We start from the raw sequence: 17692 nt of genomic DNA, 5'->3' as shown, positions 1-17692 counted from the left end.
AGGCGGTGACGCTATGGATTACCTAGTAAACGTAACCAATGGTTCGACTACCGGGAGAAATGGAATGAGAAATGCATTTGCACCGCCTGTCATTGCGGTTCTCGCAGTTGTGACACTGTTCTGCACCAACGGAGTACACGCGCAACACTACTCCTATCAAGAACGGTTCAACTATCTGCACAAAATGGAAGACATGAATAAAACGATACTCGACGTCAAGCAGCGAGATCCGGCCAATAAGGGGCAAATGGCACTCATGCAACAAATCGAGGAAAAGGTGCAGCGGAGCATCGATGAAATGGAGAAGCGAATAACGGTGCACTGATCCATTTCCGCGATCCCGGCAGAGCCAGTGCAATGAAAGACAGCGCGATTCTTCAGTGCCGGGCAAAACCAGGCGTCTCTGGTTCGCTCTGCGGCGCATCGCCTCCGCCGAGTGCCGTGTAGAGGTTTACGCGGTCTTGTAATGCGGTGGCGCGGAGCTGCAACAACGTCTGTTCGGCGGCAAAGTGATTGCGTTGGGCATCGAGCACTTCCAGATAAGTTGTCAGGCCGACCTCGTAACGGTCTTGGGCAGTGGTACTCAGTGCCGCTTGTACATCGACGGTGCGCGCTTGCGCTCGAATCTGCTCAGCATTGTGTTGCGCGGCACTGAGTCCGTCGGCTACTTCGCGGAAGGCATTCTGCACGGTGGACTGATACGACATCTCAAGTTCGTCACGTTGACCTTGAGCCAGATCGACCTGCGCCCGGCGGCGGCCCCAGTCCAGCAGCGGTAATGCTGCGCCAACGCCAAATGACCAAAGGTGGTTGGGGCCCGAGAACAGGTTGGATAGCTCGTCTGAGGCGTACCCTGCGCCGCCGGTCAGCGCAATGGTCGGGAAATACAATGCACGCGCGGCCCCAATATTGGCGTTGGCGGCGCGCAGGCGCTGTTCCGCCATGCGAATGTCAGGGCGATCGTTGAGCAGATCGGATGGAAGACCAGGATCGAGCGCCGTCAGCTGAGTGACATCCTCGATAGGCAACCCCGGTTGCAATGGATCCGGCAAGGGCGTGCCGACCAGCCACTGCAGCAAATGCAGGGCCTGCTCGCGGCTTCGCTTCAGTTGGGCCAGTTGGGTTTCAGCCTGCGTAACCAGCGCATAGGACTGGTGATAGTCAATGGAGGAGGTCAGCCCTGCATCCATGCGCAGCTGCGCCAACTCCAGCGTCTGCCGCCGGCTATCCAGTGAGCTTTGGGCCAGTACGATGCCCTCCTCGCTTGATCGCAGCGCGTAATAGCTGGCGGCAACGTTGGCAATCAACGATAGCCGGAAGGCGCGCTGCGCCTCTTCCGTGGCAAGGTACTGGCGACGCGCCGATTCGCTGAGGTTGGCTACGCGACCCCAAAAATCCAGTTCGAAGGAAGGTATCGCCACCTGGGCGGCGTAGCTGTCGACCGTAACCCGCGGCGCGTCTTCGGCCGGACTAACGGTAGTGCGCAAGCGTTGCGCGGAAGCACCGACATCGACGCTCGGCAGGCGTTGACTGCGTTGAATGCGAAACTGTGCCCTCGCCTGCTCGATCCGTGCGGTGGCGGCGCCGAGATCACGGTTGTGTTCGAGTGCTTGTCCAATCAGTTCGCGTAGTACCGGGTCGTGGAAGAAATCCTGCCAGGCGAGGTCTTGTGCACGCACGCCAGTGGCACCCGATGTGCGATATCCATTCGGTACTGCTGCCGGTGGCGGCTGGTAATGAGGCGCAAGATTGCAGCCCGCCAGTAGCAGCACCACGCTCAGAAGCAGCGCCCCCTTACTCATAGCCGGCCTCGGGTGCGGCCGTTTTGGGAACATCACTGCGCGCCGCGCGTCGCCGCAACAAGAAGTAGAACAACGGAGTGAAGAAGATGCCGAAGGCCGTGGCGGTAAACATGCTGCCCAGCACACCAGTGCCCACGGCCTGTCTGCTCGCTGCGCCGGCACCACTTGCAAACGCCAATGGCAACATGCCGACGATGAAGGTCAGGCTGGTCATCAGGATGGGACGCAAGCGTAGACGCGTCGCTGCGAGTACTGCCTCCGTTGTCGGTATGCCGCGAGCTTCTTCGTCGAGGCCAAACTGCACAATCAGGATCGCGTTCTTCGCCGCCAGTCCAATGATGGTGATCAGACCGACATTAAAATACACGTCGGCCGACATGCCACGCGCAGCCGTAAGCAATACCGCGCCGAAGATGCCAAATGGCACCACCAGTAAAACGGCCACGGGGGTACTCCAACTCTCATACAGCGCTGCCAGCAACAAGAAAGCCACCAGCAGCGCCAACCCAAGCAGTAGCCCAACCTGCCCCGCGGCCTCCTGCTCCTCACGCGCAGTGCCGGTCCATTCGTAGCGCATGCCGGGTGGCAGCACTTCGGCCGCGATGCGCTCCATCTCGCGCATGCCTGTGCCGCTGGAGCGGCCCGCCGCAGCCTGACCCGACACCGTCGTCGACAGGAATCCGTTGTATCGCTCCACCTGCTGCTCACCCACTGTCCAATGCGCACGAGAGAACGCGGAGAACGGCACCGACTGCCCGTTGCTTCCCATCACACGCAGGTCGGCCACGTCCTCGGCGCGCATGCGTTGCGATGCCTCCCCCTGCACGAAGACACGAAGCACATTGCCCTGGCGAATGAAGTCATTGACGTAGGACGAACCGAACATGATCCCCAGCGTCTGGTTGATCTGTGAGAGTGGCACGCCGAGTGCGCGGGCTTTTGTGCGGTCAATGTCCAGATAAAGTTGCGGTGCCAGCGGCAGGCCTTCGGGTCGCACACCGGTAACCAATGAACTCGCCGCGGCACGCTGCACCATGGCCATGGCGACGGCCTGCAGGGCGCGCGTGCCGTTGCCGCCACGATCTTCCACCTTCATGGTGAAGCCGGAGGCATTGCCCAGAGACTGGATCGGCGGTGGGTTCAGTACGAAGATCTGCGCTTGCGGAATTCGCGCCAGTATCACGTTCAGGCGTTGCGCGAGTTCCAGTGAGCTATGCCCCCTGCCGCGCTCGCCCCATGGCCTCAGGTTGACGAAGGACATCGCCATGCTCTGTCCTTGCCCGAAGAAACTGAAGCCGATGACGCTGGAGACGCTGAGCACTTCGGGTTGCTGCAGGAGAATCGCTTCGGCCTGCCTCACCGCATCTCGCGTTAGTGGCGCGGTCGAACCGGGGGCGCCGTTGTAGGCGACAAACAGGTTGCCCTGATCTTCGTCCGGAAGAAAGCTGCCCGGAAGTCGCGAGTAGCCGAGTGCAGTTACCCCTGTTACCAGTACGAATAGACCCATCCACAGCCAGGGACGCCGCAGAATCTTCTCCACCACGTTGACATAGGCGCGCGTGCTTCGGTCCAGTCCGCGATTAATGACGTCAAACAGTTGCCTGATCAGCGCCGGCCCCTGCCCTGCGGGCCCAGCCGGGCGAAGCGTCGCGCCGCAAATCGCCGGCGCCAGAGTCAGTGACAGAATCGTCGACACGACCAACGACACGCTCAGCGTTATCGCGAACTGTCGATAGATGCCGCCCGCCGAGCCAGGGAAAAAGCCCATGGGAATGAATACGGCCAGCAACACCAGCGTGGTGGCGATGATCGCGCCCGTCAGCTGGCTCATGGCCTTGACGGTGGCCTCGCGAGCGGGCAACTGATCGTCGCGCATGATGCGCTCGACGTTCTCGACGATAACGATCGCGTCGTCGTTGAGAATGCCGATCGCCACCACCATCGCAAATAGCGACAACAGATTGATGGATGCACCAAAAGCCATCAGGCCAAGGCATGTGCCGATCAAGGAAATAGGAACGACCAGCGTCGGCAGCAACATCGCCCGCCAACTCTGCAAGAACAGCAGCACCACGATCGACACCAGCACCATCGCCTCGATCATGGTGCGCAGCACACCCCGTACCGATTCGCTTATAAATGGTGTGGAATCGAACGGCACACTCCACTGGATATCGGATGGAAAGGACGCTTGCAGTGCCTGCATGCGCTGTCGCACCGCGTTGGCAGTGGCCAGTGCGTTTGCACCGGAAGCCAGCGAAATCGCCATGCCGGCAGCGGGCCTGCCGTTGAGCGTCATGTCCAGCCCGTAGGAGTCGTTGCCCAGTTCAACGTCAGCAACATCGCCCAGCCGCACCGTCGCGCCACCGGGTGTGGCACGCACAATCACCTGCCTGAATTGTTCGGCATTGGTGAATCGCCCGCGCGTGATGATCTGCGCTGTCGATTCCGTGTTCGGCGCAAGAGGCTGCAAGCCAAGACCACCGCCCGCCGTCTGCGAATTTTGTTCGCGAATGGCGGCTATCACCTCACCGGGCGACAGGCCGTAGCTGACCAGTTTTTCGCGATCCAGCCAGACACGCATGGCATAGCTTGAGCCAAACAACGAGACGTCACCGACGCCGTGCAAGCGGCGCAGTTCCTCAACGATATTGTTGGAAGCAAAATCACCCAGTTCCAGCGCACTGCGCTTGCCATTCTGCGAACTCAGGGTAACCAGCATCAGGAACCCGGTGGTTGATTGGGTGACCTGCAAGCCCCGTTGCCGCACCTCTTCCGGCAGGCGAGTCTCTACGCGTGCCAGCCGGTCCTGGACCTGCGAGCGGGCGCGATCCAGATCGGTGCCACTGCGAAACGTCACGCGGATCTGTGCCGTTCCGTTGGAACGGCTGGTTGAACTCAGAAAGAGGAAATCGTCGACACCATTGAGCTCATTCTCAATGAGTGAGGTCACCGTGCGATCTACCGTCTGCGCATCGGCGCCAATGAAGGTGGCGGAAATACTCAGGGATGGTGGTGCGACATCGGGGTATTGCTCCACCGGCAGCGAATAAAGCGCAATCACTCCAAACAGGATGGCAAACAGCGCCACGACCCAGGCGAACACTGGCCGGTAGACAAAGAACCCGCTCATGAGTCGGGCGCCGCTTTCACTGGCTGTGCGGTCACGTGCTGGCCGGGGCGCACCTTGTGCCAGCCATCCACGATCACCTTTTCTCCCGAGGCGAGCCCCGACTGCACCACCCATCGCCCATCGGCCTGACCGGCCAACGTGACTGGCTGGCGCATCGCCACGCCCTCGGCGTTGACGATCATGACGCTCGCCTCATCCTCCCCAATGGCGATGGCCCGTTCCGGCAAACTGATTCCGTCACGCATGACGCCAGCCGCGAGAATGCCTCGCACGAACTGGCCTGGCAGCAAATGGCGGCCTGGATTCTCAAAGCGCGCGCGCAGCATGCGGCTTCCGGTGGAAGGATCGACCGCCTTTTCAGTGAAGTCGACTTCGCCTTGCACGGGATAGCGCGAACCGTCCTCGAGCAACAACGTCACACGCATGTGTTTGCTGTCGCCTGGATCGATCCGGCCACTGGCAATGCCACTTTGCAACTCGCTCATCGTGGCATTGGACGGATGAAACGTGACGAAGACCGAATCGAGCTGATCCACCTGGGTCATCAAGGTGGCTGAAGCCGCGCTCATAAGCGCACCTTCACTGACCAGGGCGCGGCCGACGCGGCCGGCGATCGGGGCGCGCACTGTGGCGTAGCTCAGCTGCAGCGTAGCGCGATCAACCGCGGCCTGCGCTTCAAGCAGGGCTGCATCAGCCTGCTGGAACGAGGCTTGCGCCGTTTCGTACTCCTGCACACTTACAGCCTTGCGCTGCACGAGCGAAGACAGTCGTGAGCGCAGCCCGGCAGTTTGGGCACGCCCCGCCTGAGCCGAAGCGAGCGAGGCACGCGCCTGCTGCAATCGCGCCTGCAGGTCGCGCGGATCGATCTGGAACAGCTGCGCGCCAGCTGCCACGTCGGTTCCCTCGACGTAGAGCTGTCGCTGGACTATGCCGTCGGCGCGTGCGCGCACCTCTGCTGACCGCACGGCTTCCACCCTGCCCGGCAGCTCGATAAGGTTGGGCACCGGCCCCGTGTGCACCTCCTCCACAGAAACTGTGGGGGCAAACATGCCTGCCCTTTCACGCCCCGATTCATCATCACGTCCGCAAGCAGTCAGTAACGTGAATCCGCAGCAGAGAACAGCGCGAAGCATGCGCGAGCCTGCGGGCATGGTGGGGCTAAAAGTTCGGGGGCGATCCGACTGATACACGGCCGCTTGAACAGCACGCGTGCCCGAGCGGCATCGACGCCTGGACGCTAGCCAAGGAAGGAACCCTATCCAGTTGCAGATGGTCACATTGCCCCCGGGACTCCCGGCTCAACCTATGCGACGCGCGCTGCCTTGCCAGGCTCGCTGCCTGCACGCCCAAGCATTCATGCCCTTCAGAAAGACGTTGTGCAGACGCAGATGACGTGACGGTCATTGAGTTGATACAAAGAGTCGTCATGGTCCCGTGAAAATGCTGCCGAGGTGGAGAGAAAGTTTTGCTCTGGCCTTCGGCGTATCCACACTGATTTACATGCCATTCGCGCCAGCGGCCTCACTATTCAGCACATGGGTCATCAGCACGACTTGCTTGGAGATTTGTGGTGTTTCTATCTCTGCCCCACCGGGTGCACGCCAACCGCCGGCACGGCAGTGCAAACCATCCGTACCATGGGCCTTGAAGCGCCTTAACCCCGGGGACTTTCATGAAAACTCAATTCATCGCTGGCAAAACCATTCTGTCGTCATGCACGCAAAGGAAATTACTTCGATTGCTGTGGCTTCCATTGCTCGCCGCGGTCGTATGCGCGCCCTTGTCGAAGACAGCCTGTGCAGGAACTCTTGAGGCAGCCAATGCGCCGGCACCCTCGGCAGCATCCCATGGCACGGCCTCCGTCGACACACCAAAGCTTGAGCAATACCATTGGCAACTCGTCGATGCCACTGACAAGGCCGGGAAGCGTATCGATACGCTATTTGTCCAGCCCGACAAGCCCCTGCAGCTGGATTTCACAGCCAACAGTATCTACGTCAGCAACAGCTGCAATCGCATGAGCGGAAGCTTCACCGCCAAGGGTGACCAGCTACGAATAAATCCGATGGCCAGCACCCTGATGGCCTGCGTCAACCCTTCGTTGTCGGCGCTGGACAAGGCAATTGCGCAGCGCCTGGAGGGGCGACTCGCGTTTTCCGTGAAAGCGGGCGAGCCATCACCGCAACTTCGGCTGGTGACCCGGTCAGGCGACACGCTGAGCTTTGCCGGACATGCCACGGCAGAGACGCGGTACGGTGGACCTGGCGAAACTGTGTTTCTGGAAGTTGCGGCCCAGACCGTGCCATGCAAACCCGGCGACACCACCCACGCTTCGTGCCTGCAAGTGCGTGAGAGACACTACGACGAACACGGACTGCAAGTCGGACAACCCGGCCCTTGGAAACCCATGACGGAAACCATCGAGGGCTATATGCACGAGCCCGGTATCCGCAACGTGCTGCGGGTGAAGCGCTATCGCATCGCCAACGCGCCTGCCGGTACACCGCCCTTTGCCTTCGTGCTGGATCTGATCGTCGAATCGGAGAAAGTAAGTCCGTAGCGCCTTACATAGGGAGCGGTCGAAAAATTGAGGGTGCGGTGCGCCGGCGCAAACTCAACTCGTCGGAGCGACTTCGTCCGTATCGCCCAGGCTGCCATTCTTTGAAAGCAAGATGGCGATTGGGCGGGTTCCGGGAAACTCAGAAAGCGCCATGGCGATACAAGCCGTGATCGGCACCGCACAGAATGCCCCGGTGACGCCCCACAGTGCGCTCCACACGGCAAGGCTAACCAGTATCGCGAATGGACTCAGGTTCAAGGAGCTTCCCATGAGGTAGGGATCAAGGAAGTTGCCAATAAGGAACTGCGGTACACATAGTGCGAGAGCCACTTTGGCCGCCGATTCAAACTCTCCGAACTGGACAATGGCAAAGATCGAAGGAAACAGCACGCCAAGAAAAGTGCCCAGATACGGCACATAATTCAGCAAGGCAATGAGAATGGCCCATAAGGCGGCGAACTCCAGTCCGAACAGCGCCATGATCGCCCAGCTGATCACGCCAAGAAGCACGCTAGCGAAGGTCTTGAGCGCGAGATAAGTACCGATACGCTGATTGATATCGGCGATGGCGCTCTGCAAGCGCGAGGCCCCCGGGTATTCCTTCTCGATCATCGAAATCTTGTGATGCAGATTGAATTGCTCAATCAGCAGGAACACCGCATACAACAAGATAACGATCAGGCCACTCATGATGGAGGTGATCGAAACCACGGTGGAGCTTATCAGTCGCTGGACGTTGATCTGACCGATGATGTCGCGACGAAGCGTGGCCCAGGTCGGCTCCGACTCACCTCCCAGGCGCACAAACCACTTCTGGATGAGCCCTATGAGGCTGGCCTGATATTGAGGCCCCAACGTCGCCATGCGGCTGATGTTGCCAATGATGAGTGAGGCGATGCCAACCAGGGCCAGGCCAATCAATAGAATCGCCAACGTGTAATGCAGCTTTACTGGTATCCGCGGGCCAAGACCAGGGATACGCTGCGTTTGTCGCGCAACGCCCACGATCACATAGACCACCAGGACGCTGATGATGATGGGCTCGAAAATTTGGCGACCGACGTGCAGCACCCATCCTACGGCTAGGAAGAAGATGCTTCCTCTGACTAGGGATGGAAATCGTCTGCTCATTCGGGCGCGGCGCAAGCTGCCTGCAGTGTGCGTATCTATCAGCTTCCTGGAAGCCGGGTGAACGCGGAATGTGACTTCTCAATCCCTCCACCAAAAAGTAGAAGACAAATAATGAAGTGATTGTGAAATGCGGAGTGCGCAGAACCACCTGGCTCACACTGCCGTTGGATGCGACCCATCGCCTGACCAAGGTCGCTGGGTGCGAAGCGTACCTGCCGGCCATGCCTGGCGCAGCGAGGGATCATGTCGTGTTCCATTCGCATCGCGGCGATGAGCGATCCACAAAGGTAGCGCACGTGCACCATCGTCAGTGCCATTGACAGTTCCGGCGCATACCCAATGGTCATTTCTGCACCTGCAACAACCACACGGACTTACCCGCTGATTTCTGCTTCTATGGCGAGAGCAGTCTGACCTGAGCGGCCTGCACCACCGAGACCGCAGTGCCAATGACATGGCGCGAGGTGCCGGGACTGCGGGCGGCTTGAAAGCAGCCGCAAGAAAGTCGACGCTTCACTCTAAATCGTTGAAATCGAAGACTTAAGGCACACACTGCTGAGCAACGGGAGAGCCTGGATAATGGCCGCCACCCTTGCGCGCGACCACCCCCTGTACGATACGCCCAGGCGCAGGCCCATCTCCCCACATGCCTTGCGTCTGAAAGCGAAACCGCCCGAAGGCTCTTCGCTGGTCAACCCTTCCCCATCTCGACCACCACGACGTCAACGCTCATGGAACCCTATCGATTCGGCGATATCGCAGCATTCGTTGCCGCGGTAAGGTCCGGCAGCTTTACTGCCGCCGCCACAGGCCTCGGGCTCACTCGCTCGGCAGTAGGCAAGAGCATCGTGCGGCTGGAAAGCCAGCTGGGTGTGCGACTACTCCATCGCACCACGCGCAAGTTGAGCCTCACCGACGAAGGGGCCACCGTCTATGATCGCTGGCGGCAGATTCTGGAAGAGCTGGAAGATGTCGACGCCACCATGGCACTTCGGCGCAGCCGACCCACCGGCACGCTCAGGCTCATGGCCCCACCCTCGTTCGGCCAACGCCACATCCTGCCGTTGATCCATGCCTACCTGAAGCAGTGGCCGGAAGTGCGTACGGAGTTGTGGTTCACGGATCGTTTTGTGAGCCTCATCGAAGAAGGGTTTGATGTTGCCGTCCGCATTGGCGCACCCAAGGACGACTCCCTGATCCTGACGCGCACTGTGGCGTGGCAGCAGTTCATCGTTTGCGCATCACCCGAGTACCTGTCCCAACGCGGCGCACCGCAGACTCCGCGCGATCTGGATCGCCACGACACCATTGTTTACATCCGGGGCGAGCGCCCCATTCCGTGGCGCCTGCAATCGGAGGATGGCCCCTTCCTCTACGAAGGCCCAGGCAGGATGAGTGTCGACAATTCCGAAGCCATCCGTGAGTCAGCCCTGGCGGGATTCGGGCTTGCCTATCTTGCCAATTACGTCATTGGTGACGACCTGCGTGCCGGCAGGCTGGTGGAAGTATTGGAGGCCTGCCGTCCACCACCGGACCCGATACGACTGGTCTACCCCAGCAAACGACATCTCACGCCACGCACCCGCGCGTTTATCGACTTTCTGGTCGAGCAATGGGAGGCAGGTGCGCCGTGGGAAACGGGTGGCACGCCTCCTCGATAAGCACAGGCGGCTTCGTCGCCAGTCGCCATCTCCCGGCCATTGGGGACTCGCAGGACCATGTGAGGGGCGCTTCAAGCGATTTATCGCTGATCACAATTCCATAACACTGACGCCCCTCGCCGAACCCCGCAAGCCCAGGCAATGACTGCTTCTGTTTTAACCGCGCGGCAACTGCAATGCGCTGACCGCATGGCCACGCATCGGCCATACCACTCCGGCAAGCCGGGCACAGCCACCGGCTGATATCTCCCCAAACACACCTGTGAAGCACGACGCGGAAACGTAGTCGCCGCACGAACGTGCGCGCCCTTTGCGCGAGCCCTATCACTGCATCGCCTTTTCCGGGGACCGCGTGCCGCCCGCCGAGCCGATGCGCCCTAACGCACGACACCTGCCGTGCCTCTACTCCCCAGAGAACTTTCACCATGCAAACTCATTCCCGCTTGATAGTCATTGCCTGCGCCGCCGCCACGCTACTGATGCTGGTTGGATGCCGCACCACCGTCGATGCACACTGGTCGAACACCGACGACACGGTCGATTACTGGAAGAAGGCCATGCCGAAACTTCCGGTTGAAGTGCGCGGCGCCCTGCCGGAGGCCACTAACCAGCAGATCGCCCAGGCCATTCCGAACGCAGGTTCGCCGAATACCAGCTCCGCAGCACCGCGCCTCGTCGTGGAAGTGGGTAGCGCAGCCAAGCCGAGCGATGATGCTTACTGCGCCAAGTCCCCCGAAGCCACCGGTACGGGCGGCCCACAGACGACCATCACCCTCGCCGTCTGCGATGGCTCGCGCCTCGTCGTCACGTCGAGCAAGGCGTTCGATCCCACCAAAACGCCGGTGTCCGAGCTTCCCAAGCAAGTGGACAGCCTGAAGAAGCTCGCACTTATCGGTATCGCACGTAGCCGCACCGACGAGTACCAGATCCAGGGCTGATCGACACGGTTAGCCCCGCGATAGCGCAGGGCTAACCAACACGCTCCGCTGCGCAGACGGATGCCCGCTGCCAGCGGAACGCATTTTGGCGACTCGCCTCCCAACCGACGCCCCGCGGCATGCTTTGCGCTGCCGCCCCTGCTCCGCCCATCTAACACTTTTCGCGCCGCAGGGCTTGATGAACTCGTTGCTTATCGATCGCCTTATGACGCGATCACGCGCCCGCCTGACTTTGTTTCTTGCTGGTGAGCGGCAGGCATGGATCTTTGTATTCAAGTGCCTGGCAGCGCTCTATCTCACCGCCTGGCTATCCATGTTGCTTGAGTTGCAACAGCCAGCCACAGCGATGATCACCGTTTCCATCGTGATGCATCCGCAGCGCGGCATGGTGCTCGCCAAGAGCTTCTATCGCGCCATAGGAACGGTCGCCGGCAGCCTCTTCGCGCTCTTGCTGATGGCGGTCGTTCCGCAGCAGCCCGAGCTGCTCATATTGTGCCTGTCCTTGTGGGTAGCCTTATGCTCAGGTGGCGCCGTACTCCATCGCAATTTCAGGTCTTACGGCTTTGTATTGGCCGGCTATACCGCAGCGGTGGTGGCCCTGGCGGCATTCAATGACCCCTACCGGGTCTTCGATACCGCGATGCTCCGCGTGAGCGAGGTGATGATCGGCATCATCGTCGCCGCGCTGGTCAGCGACATCGTGTGGCCTGAGAGCTTGCGCGCCGTCTTGCAGCGCACCGAACGCGAACACTACGAGGACTTCATCGCTTTCGCACGCGAAAGCATGCTCGGCAGCATTCCTCGCGCGGAGCTAGAAAAGGCTCATCTGCGTTGCGTGCTCGCAGCCGTGCAACTGGAGGATCTACGCGCCTCGGTGATCTTCGAAGATCCCCAAACGCGCGTCCGCAGTAGTCGCATGCGTCTATTGAATCTACGTTACATGGCCGCGGCCACCAGCTTTCAGTCCCTGCATCACCTGATCAACAGACTGGAACGGAATCACCACGGACGCACCGCGAAGGCATTGATCGAGCTCTACACACCTGTCGGCGAGGCGCTCACATCATCCGGTGCTCTGGCGCCGCGACCACTCGCCGCTCGACTCGATGCTTGCGAAGAACGACTCCAGTCATTGGCGACACAACTGCGCGCGACCTTGCGCCAGGATCCGGACCTTCTGCTGGAGTTCGATAGCGGCGCCACGCTACTACGCCGCTTCGCCGGCGAATTACGCGACTTCGCGGCACTCGAGGCTACGCTGCGCGAGACCCAAGGGCGACTCCGTGGCACGACAGAGCGCGTCGCCTTCAAGCGCCCCAATGACAAGATGCCCGCCCTGATCGCGGCAGCGCGAACGTTCCTTACCATGCTTGGCCTTGGCGTGCTCTGGCAGGCAACCAACTGGCCTTCAGGCACCACGGCCATGCTGCTGGCGACGCTGTTCAGCGGGCTACTCGCCACCAGCACGGCGCCTATGGCAGTCACTACCAACACGATGATCGGTTTCGCACTTGGCGTCGTCGCCTCGTATGCCTCCTCGTTCTGGCTGCTGCCGGGCAGCGACGGCTTCATCATGCTCATGCTGGCCACCGCGCCCTTGCTGATGATTGGCCCCTACCTGACCACTCGTAACTCCACTCTGCCTGGCATAGGCGCAGCCTACACGCTGGGTTTCGTGCTCACCCTCGCCCTGAAGAATCCGATGGTGTACGACCCGGAGCACTTCATCAACGAAGCGCTGGCCTCGCTGTTTGGCGTAATGACCACAGGCATGGCCTTTATGCTGGTGCCCGCGGTGCATGGCACCCGTTGGCTGTGGAAACGCCAGATGCAGCGATTGCGTCGACAGGTACAACTGGCAGCAACCGCCCCCATGCATGGCCTGCTCTACGCCTTCGAAAGCGGCAACCGCGATCTTTTTCACCAGATCGTCCAGCACACCCGGCCCGGCAGCGCACAATCACGCAGTCTGATGGGCTGGGGCCTGGCGATACACGACTGCGGTCGCACCCTGATCGAGCTTCGGGGAGACATACAGCACGTGTCTTTGCCGGCTGCTGTGCGCATCTCGGTGGAGCAGGCGGTGCAAGCTTTGGCTCGGCTGTACGACGCCCCGAGCAGGGCACGATGGAAAGAAGCCGACTGGTCGGTGGATCATGCTATCGCACTGGCATCCCAGGCGTTGCCGCGGGCACGCGCCAGTTGCCAGCCAGCCCTGTCTCATCTTCTGCAGCTACGCAGCGCATTGCGTGACGATGACTCCGCCCTCGCGCCGTACATGGCCAAGCCCGCAAATCATTCAGTCGCCTTGTAAGCACGACAAAAGACGAAAGATGTAATCAGCGTTGGCCGAGAAGCGCAGCTGTGACATCGGCGTCATTCGCGCCGGCCGCGCGTGGGATGCGATTTTTCGCGCTTTCGCCTTGTTGCCTCGCCTGAGCCGCGCGTACTTGACCAGCTCCCCTGTTCGCTTTCGCCATCGAACGGAGCACCATCGCCAGCTCGACCCAGGAATCTGTCGATGGTCTCGTCACTCCTGATCTCTGCCAGATGAAGCCTGATGTTTTCTCCAGACTCGATGGGTATGAATGTCTCCTTGCGCACGCCGTAACCCGCGTACCTACCTTCAAACGATTCTTTCAAGAACTCGGACTGATAGTCGAACTGGGGCTGTTCGTCCTTCTCGAGAACCCTAAGCATTAACGCTATCGATGCCTTTGCTTCCTTCGCTACCGTGTCGCGCAGAGCAATCTTTAGTTGCTCCGACTCCTTTTCAATGGCAGCCAAGCGTTCCTGAGAGTAATCGACATCGATGTTTGGGAGAGCCCTATTTTCGCTTGACGACCTTGCCTCGTTCCCGGCTAGCGAACGGGGAGATCCCTTGGATTCTCTCGGCCCCTTTTCCTTGGCGGCAAAACCCGAGCCGAACGGATCGGCATTGACCTTTGGAAATGTGCTGTTTCCGTCGCGAAGCAACTCTTCAAACAATATCTTCTCGACGTCTTCGGCCTTCGACCTGATGATCAATGCCATCAAGGCTCTAGTCACCGCATTGCCTTTGACGTAACTGGAAATGAGGTGATGAACGGTATCTTTGATCCAGACACCGAATATTTCCTTAACCTCCGAATGAAGAGAGTCAAGCAATCCCTCTTTGCGGAATCTTTCGTTAAATACGATGCTTGGTATCGCGAGGACATTGGCTAACGATCGACTAATCAATGTGATCAGCGCGCTTGTTTCGTCTTCGAGCTTTTCACGCACCGGATCCGCCCTGTATGCGGGCCACCCCTCTTCGGACCACTCATCTCCAGGCGATGCCTCCCCCAGAAGCTTCTCATCAAGCTGCTCCTCGCCAGACGGCTCCGCTTTGCGCAAATCCGCCACCGCACTGACTTTGCGCAAGTGAGCGTCTATTCTTTCGGCCGCCTCTTCGTTGAGCGCATTTTGAATCCTGAAGTAGGCGGTAGAAAATACGTCAGTACCTTCGAGAACTTCCGCATCCTGGTCTGCAGTCCAGTTCAGTGACTGCTGATCCATGAAGTCAGCAATTTCTCCAGAGGTTAGCGATATATTCAGCTGAGAATAGATCTGATCATCCGAGTACTGGTGCTTTCCCCTTTCGGTGCTGACGGAAAGCATTGACGCTTTCGGCTCGAAACTCCAGCCATCACCAAACCCCTCATCCGCCATGGCAAGGGCTGAAACCAACTCACCTTCGTTTTCTGTTCGCGCGCTCTTTGCCGCAGCCTTGTAATGCTTATAAAGATTGCTTGCAGCGGATCGATGGATGGTGCCGCCTATGTTTGCGATCAAGAGCGGCGGCGTCGTCACTTCAAGCTCGTTCTCGGAATCGGTCTCAAGCCTGAAAGGGATGCTAAATAGGTCGCCCAGCAGCTCGGAGCGCCCAAGCTCGTTGTGCGAATCGATATCGATGTCGCCACGCTTGATGTTGTAGGTGGCGAACTCATATTCAAAGCCAATGCTCCGATGGGCATCCATGATCTTTCCGCTGCCAAGATGGCCACACAAGAAGCCCTGATAGCGTTTTTGCGCTTCCGTGACGCCCTTGGCATCACTGACGCCTTCGCCATGCGCATTTTTGAATACATCAATCATGCCTGGGTCGGCCGCCTGACCTAGCAAATCCGTCAGGAACTCGCCTATTTGGCTGTCGCGGACAAAGCGTTGAACGGGCAGATCTGATCCAGCCAAATCATTCGTCGTGATGGATGGGTCGGGACTTCTCAGCTGGCCACCAAGGCTACTTAGTGATTTCGCCCCCATCTGGTCCGCCTCCTTTTCCAAGCGGACGTCGTCATTGATAGCCACGCCTCCTTTCATCTGCTTGATGGGCCTGACCCTGCCTTGCTTCTGTTGCATCACATGCCAGGCCTCATGGGGCAGATGTTGGTCTTGCCCTGGGCCAAGATAGATGTCACTTCCCTGCGCATAGGCCAAGGCATTCAACTGAGCTGGCTTGGCAGAATGGCGATGCACCACAACGTCGCCCATATCCATCCCAGACAGAGATTCAATACGCCTACGCAACGGCAATGGCAGGCCGTCCGGTTTTGATCGATGCGCCACCTTTTGTAACTGGGTGAGACGACTGTGCTGGGCGCGCTGCCGTGGGCTGCCATCAATTTTTCGCTGCATCGGGTGCAGCATGGCGTCACCCACATGGGGCGGCTCTTGATCGAGGTTAAACTTGTCCTGATGCGTTGAATCGCTCAGCTTCACGTTCAAGAAGCCCTCAGCGTACGTACATCGTGAAGTGTTGTTGTGACCTACTCATCAGCGCTTTTGGGGAGGCCGGCAGCGCTGCAACGTCCACGTCACTGCCTCGATCAACCTATGGTGTCTTTCCACTGCGGGTGATGAAAGGGTAGCGCCCAGTGACCTTGCCGGAGACCCTGCAGCATCGTTTGATAATCCTGATATTGCCCCCACCCAAGCGCACTTTGGATGGGATCTGCGGGGTTCCTCGCTTGTGGAGCCGTCGTCTGCAGATAGGTGGCGTAATCCTGAATGATGGCGCCCTGCTGCTCTCTGCTGAAATCCCTCAACGGCGTACCCGGTCCAATGGGCCCATAGAAATAGTCGGGATCAACTCCCTGCGGCGCCACAGCCCGCGTTGCATTTCTCCCCCACTGCAACTCGATCCACGACAGGATCCCCTGCTTCTGCTCCTGCGCGATATGCAAAAGCTCATGCATCAAGATGGCTTGTCTGTCCACATGCGCCCCTTGATTTCCCGGGTTCGTAAAAGGCCGATCAGCATGAATCGTATGCGCCGCTGTAAACGCGCCACCGGGGCCGGCGGTGATTCCAGCAATGGCGGAGTTCTCCAAAAGGGATACGTCGGCCAGATTCATACTGTCTCCAAAGATTTCGCGCGCAAGCTGCTTCTCAGCATCGGACAGTCCCCGAACATCGCTCAATGGTGTACCTACAATCGTCGTGAGCACCCCAATGAGCTCACGCACGTTGGCGATGTCCAAAATTCTGGTGAGCACACCAAGGCCCCAGTTCGCCAAGGGTGCTTGCTCCTGCATCAGGCCAACGCCTCCCGCCGTAGCGGGGCGATGGATGGCGAAGTAAATGGCTTTCACAAGGTCGATCGTTAGATGATGAGCCAAGTCCAGTACCCGCGCGGGAACGCGGTAAACACTTCCCGCTGCAAAATTAAAAAGACTAACCGCCGATTTCTTTACCCAGCTCCAGATAGATAACTGGCGCACCTGGTGCTGCCCGACATTTCTGCCTTGCTCACTTGAAGCTTTTGGCGCATTGACGCTTTCTTTTTCGGCCACCGCCCCCATGGCATCCGCCTCGCGCTCCAGGGTGACATCATCATTGATGTGGACACCACCTTGCGTCAGGAACGACGACCTTACCCGGCCCTGCTTTTGCTGTGCGACGTGCCAAGCCTCGTGCGGTAGATGTCGATCTTCCCCTGGGCCAAGGTGAATCGCATTACCCTGCGCGTAGGCATGCGCACTGAATTGGGCCGGGCTGGTGGAATTGCGATGCACCACGACATCTGCCATGTCCACGCCCGACAGGGCCTCGATGCCAGCGCGCAACTGCGGTGGCAAGCCATTGGATTGCTCTGCCGCCGGGTAAGCGCGAAGTTGCGCCAGAGTAGCGCTCTGCGATATTTGCTTTGGACTTCCGTCAATCCATCGTTGCAACACGCTCGACGGGGCCGGCTGGGTTCTCTCCTTATCGATCAAGTCCACTTCGTTACACTGAACCGCCACGGCCTGGCGCATCAGATGACCCTCCAGAGCAACGAACGTTGACGCATGAAAAGTGAACGACATGGCTTACAACATCAACAGGTGCGCCTGGGCGAATTGTTCACGCAAGCTCACCCTTGATCCAAAAGGGCAACACCCCCGCACGCTACTTACCTCCGCTTTTCCTTGACGGCGGAGCCTTGCTCTTCGATTTCTCCGCGC

At 59.4% G+C, this 17692-nt stretch carries 11 protein-coding genes; 5 read left to right on the top strand and 6 right to left on the bottom strand.

Translation table 11 applies throughout. The features are described 5' to 3' along the window. Positions 1-64: 64 nt before the first annotated feature. Complete coding sequence (locus AC0GUR_RS09440; protein WP_472877205.1) at positions 65-325, top strand: hypothetical protein; 261 nt, start codon at positions 65-67, stop codon at positions 323-325. 52 nt (positions 326-377) lie between these two features. Here AC0GUR_RS09440 and AC0GUR_RS09435 read toward each other — a convergent pair whose 3' ends face one another. Genes AC0GUR_RS09435 through AC0GUR_RS09425 form a run of 3 tightly spaced genes read right to left on the bottom strand, consistent with a single transcriptional unit; the run spans position 378 to position 5984 of the window. Beyond that, positions 378-1802: an efflux transporter outer membrane subunit gene (locus tag AC0GUR_RS09435; protein WP_472877204.1), complete on the bottom strand. Its 1425-nt coding sequence runs from the start codon at positions 1800-1802 to the stop codon at positions 378-380. Next, entirely contained in the window at positions 1795-4935 is a 3141-nt protein-coding gene (locus AC0GUR_RS09430) for a multidrug efflux RND transporter permease subunit (RefSeq protein ID WP_472877203.1), read from the bottom strand. The genes AC0GUR_RS09435 and AC0GUR_RS09430 overlap by 8 nt, the downstream gene beginning before the upstream one ends. Beyond that, entirely contained in the window at positions 4932-5984 is a 1053-nt protein-coding gene (locus AC0GUR_RS09425; protein WP_472877202.1) for an efflux RND transporter periplasmic adaptor subunit, read from the bottom strand. The genes AC0GUR_RS09430 and AC0GUR_RS09425 overlap by 4 nt, the downstream gene beginning before the upstream one ends. Positions 5985-6607: 623 nt before the next feature. On the opposite strand from AC0GUR_RS09425, the gene AC0GUR_RS09420 reads away from it, so the two are divergent. Beyond that, a complete protein-coding gene (locus tag AC0GUR_RS09420; RefSeq protein WP_472877201.1) occupies positions 6608-7495 on the top strand; it encodes an META domain-containing protein in 888 nt (295 codons plus the stop codon). Between the two features lie 54 nt (positions 7496-7549). Here AC0GUR_RS09420 and AC0GUR_RS09415 read toward each other — a convergent pair whose 3' ends face one another. Next, the gene (locus AC0GUR_RS09415; protein WP_472877200.1) at positions 7550-8641 is read right to left on the bottom strand and encodes an AI-2E family transporter; all 1092 of its coding nucleotides are present in this window, start codon (positions 8639-8641) and stop codon (positions 7550-7552) included. Between the two features lie 716 nt (positions 8642-9357). On the opposite strand from AC0GUR_RS09415, the gene AC0GUR_RS09410 reads away from it, so the two are divergent. From AC0GUR_RS09410 to AC0GUR_RS09400, 3 genes are all read left to right on the top strand, one after another. Next, complete coding sequence (locus AC0GUR_RS09410) at positions 9358-10287, top strand: LysR family transcriptional regulator (RefSeq protein ID WP_472877199.1); 930 nt, start codon at positions 9358-9360, stop codon at positions 10285-10287. Positions 10288-10712: 425 nt separating this feature from the next. After that, positions 10713-11225, top strand: a complete 513-nt coding sequence (locus tag AC0GUR_RS09405) for a hypothetical protein (RefSeq protein WP_472877198.1) — start codon at positions 10713-10715, stop codon at positions 11223-11225. Between the two features lie 178 nt (positions 11226-11403). Continuing rightward, positions 11404-13539: an FUSC family protein gene (locus AC0GUR_RS09400; protein ID WP_472877197.1), complete on the top strand. Its 2136-nt coding sequence runs from the start codon at positions 11404-11406 to the stop codon at positions 13537-13539. A gap of 62 nt (positions 13540-13601) precedes the next feature. On the opposite strand, the gene AC0GUR_RS09395 is transcribed toward AC0GUR_RS09400, so the two are convergent. Both AC0GUR_RS09395 and AC0GUR_RS09390 read right to left on the bottom strand, forming a co-directional pair. Then, positions 13602-15968, bottom strand: a complete 2367-nt coding sequence (locus AC0GUR_RS09395; RefSeq protein WP_472877371.1) for an eCIS core domain-containing protein — start codon at positions 15966-15968, stop codon at positions 13602-13604. A 107-nt stretch (positions 15969-16075) separates the two neighbouring features. After that, on the bottom strand, positions 16076-17554 hold the full coding sequence (locus AC0GUR_RS09390) for an eCIS core domain-containing protein (RefSeq protein ID WP_472877196.1): 1479 nt from the start codon (positions 17552-17554) through the stop codon (positions 16076-16078). Between the last annotated feature and the right edge of the window lie 138 nt (positions 17555-17692).

The organism is Dyella sp. PARNA 12/25, assembly GCF_055702865.1.
Note: the sequence above shows the minus strand (reverse complement) of the source record. Positions and strands in the feature narration are given on the sequence as shown.

Bases quoted from the DNA above. Each gene is read 5' to 3' on its own strand.
- AC0GUR_RS09410 (WP_472877199.1), top strand. From the start codon at position 9,358: ATGGAACCCTATCGATTCGGCGATATCGCAGCATTCGTTGCCGCGGTA.
- AC0GUR_RS09440 (WP_472877205.1), top strand. From the start codon at position 65: ATGAGAAATGCATTTGCACCGCCTGTCATTGCGGTTCTCGCAGTTGTG.
- AC0GUR_RS09430 (WP_472877203.1), bottom strand. From the start codon at position 4,935: ATGAGCGGGTTCTTTGTCTACCGGCCAGTGTTCGCCTGGGTCGTGGCG.
- AC0GUR_RS09390 (WP_472877196.1), bottom strand. From the start codon at position 17,554: ATGTCGTTCACTTTTCATGCGTCAACGTTCGTTGCTCTGGAGGGTCAT.
- AC0GUR_RS09425 (WP_472877202.1), bottom strand. From the start codon at position 5,984: ATGTTTGCCCCCACAGTTTCTGTGGAGGAGGTGCACACGGGGCCGGTG.
- AC0GUR_RS09400 (WP_472877197.1), top strand. From the start codon at position 11,404: ATGAACTCGTTGCTTATCGATCGCCTTATGACGCGATCACGCGCCCGC.
- AC0GUR_RS09435 (WP_472877204.1), bottom strand. From the start codon at position 1,802: ATGAGTAAGGGGGCGCTGCTTCTGAGCGTGGTGCTGCTACTGGCGGGC.
- AC0GUR_RS09420 (WP_472877201.1), top strand. From the start codon at position 6,608: ATGAAAACTCAATTCATCGCTGGCAAAACCATTCTGTCGTCATGCACG.
- AC0GUR_RS09405 (WP_472877198.1), top strand. From the start codon at position 10,713: ATGCAAACTCATTCCCGCTTGATAGTCATTGCCTGCGCCGCCGCCACG.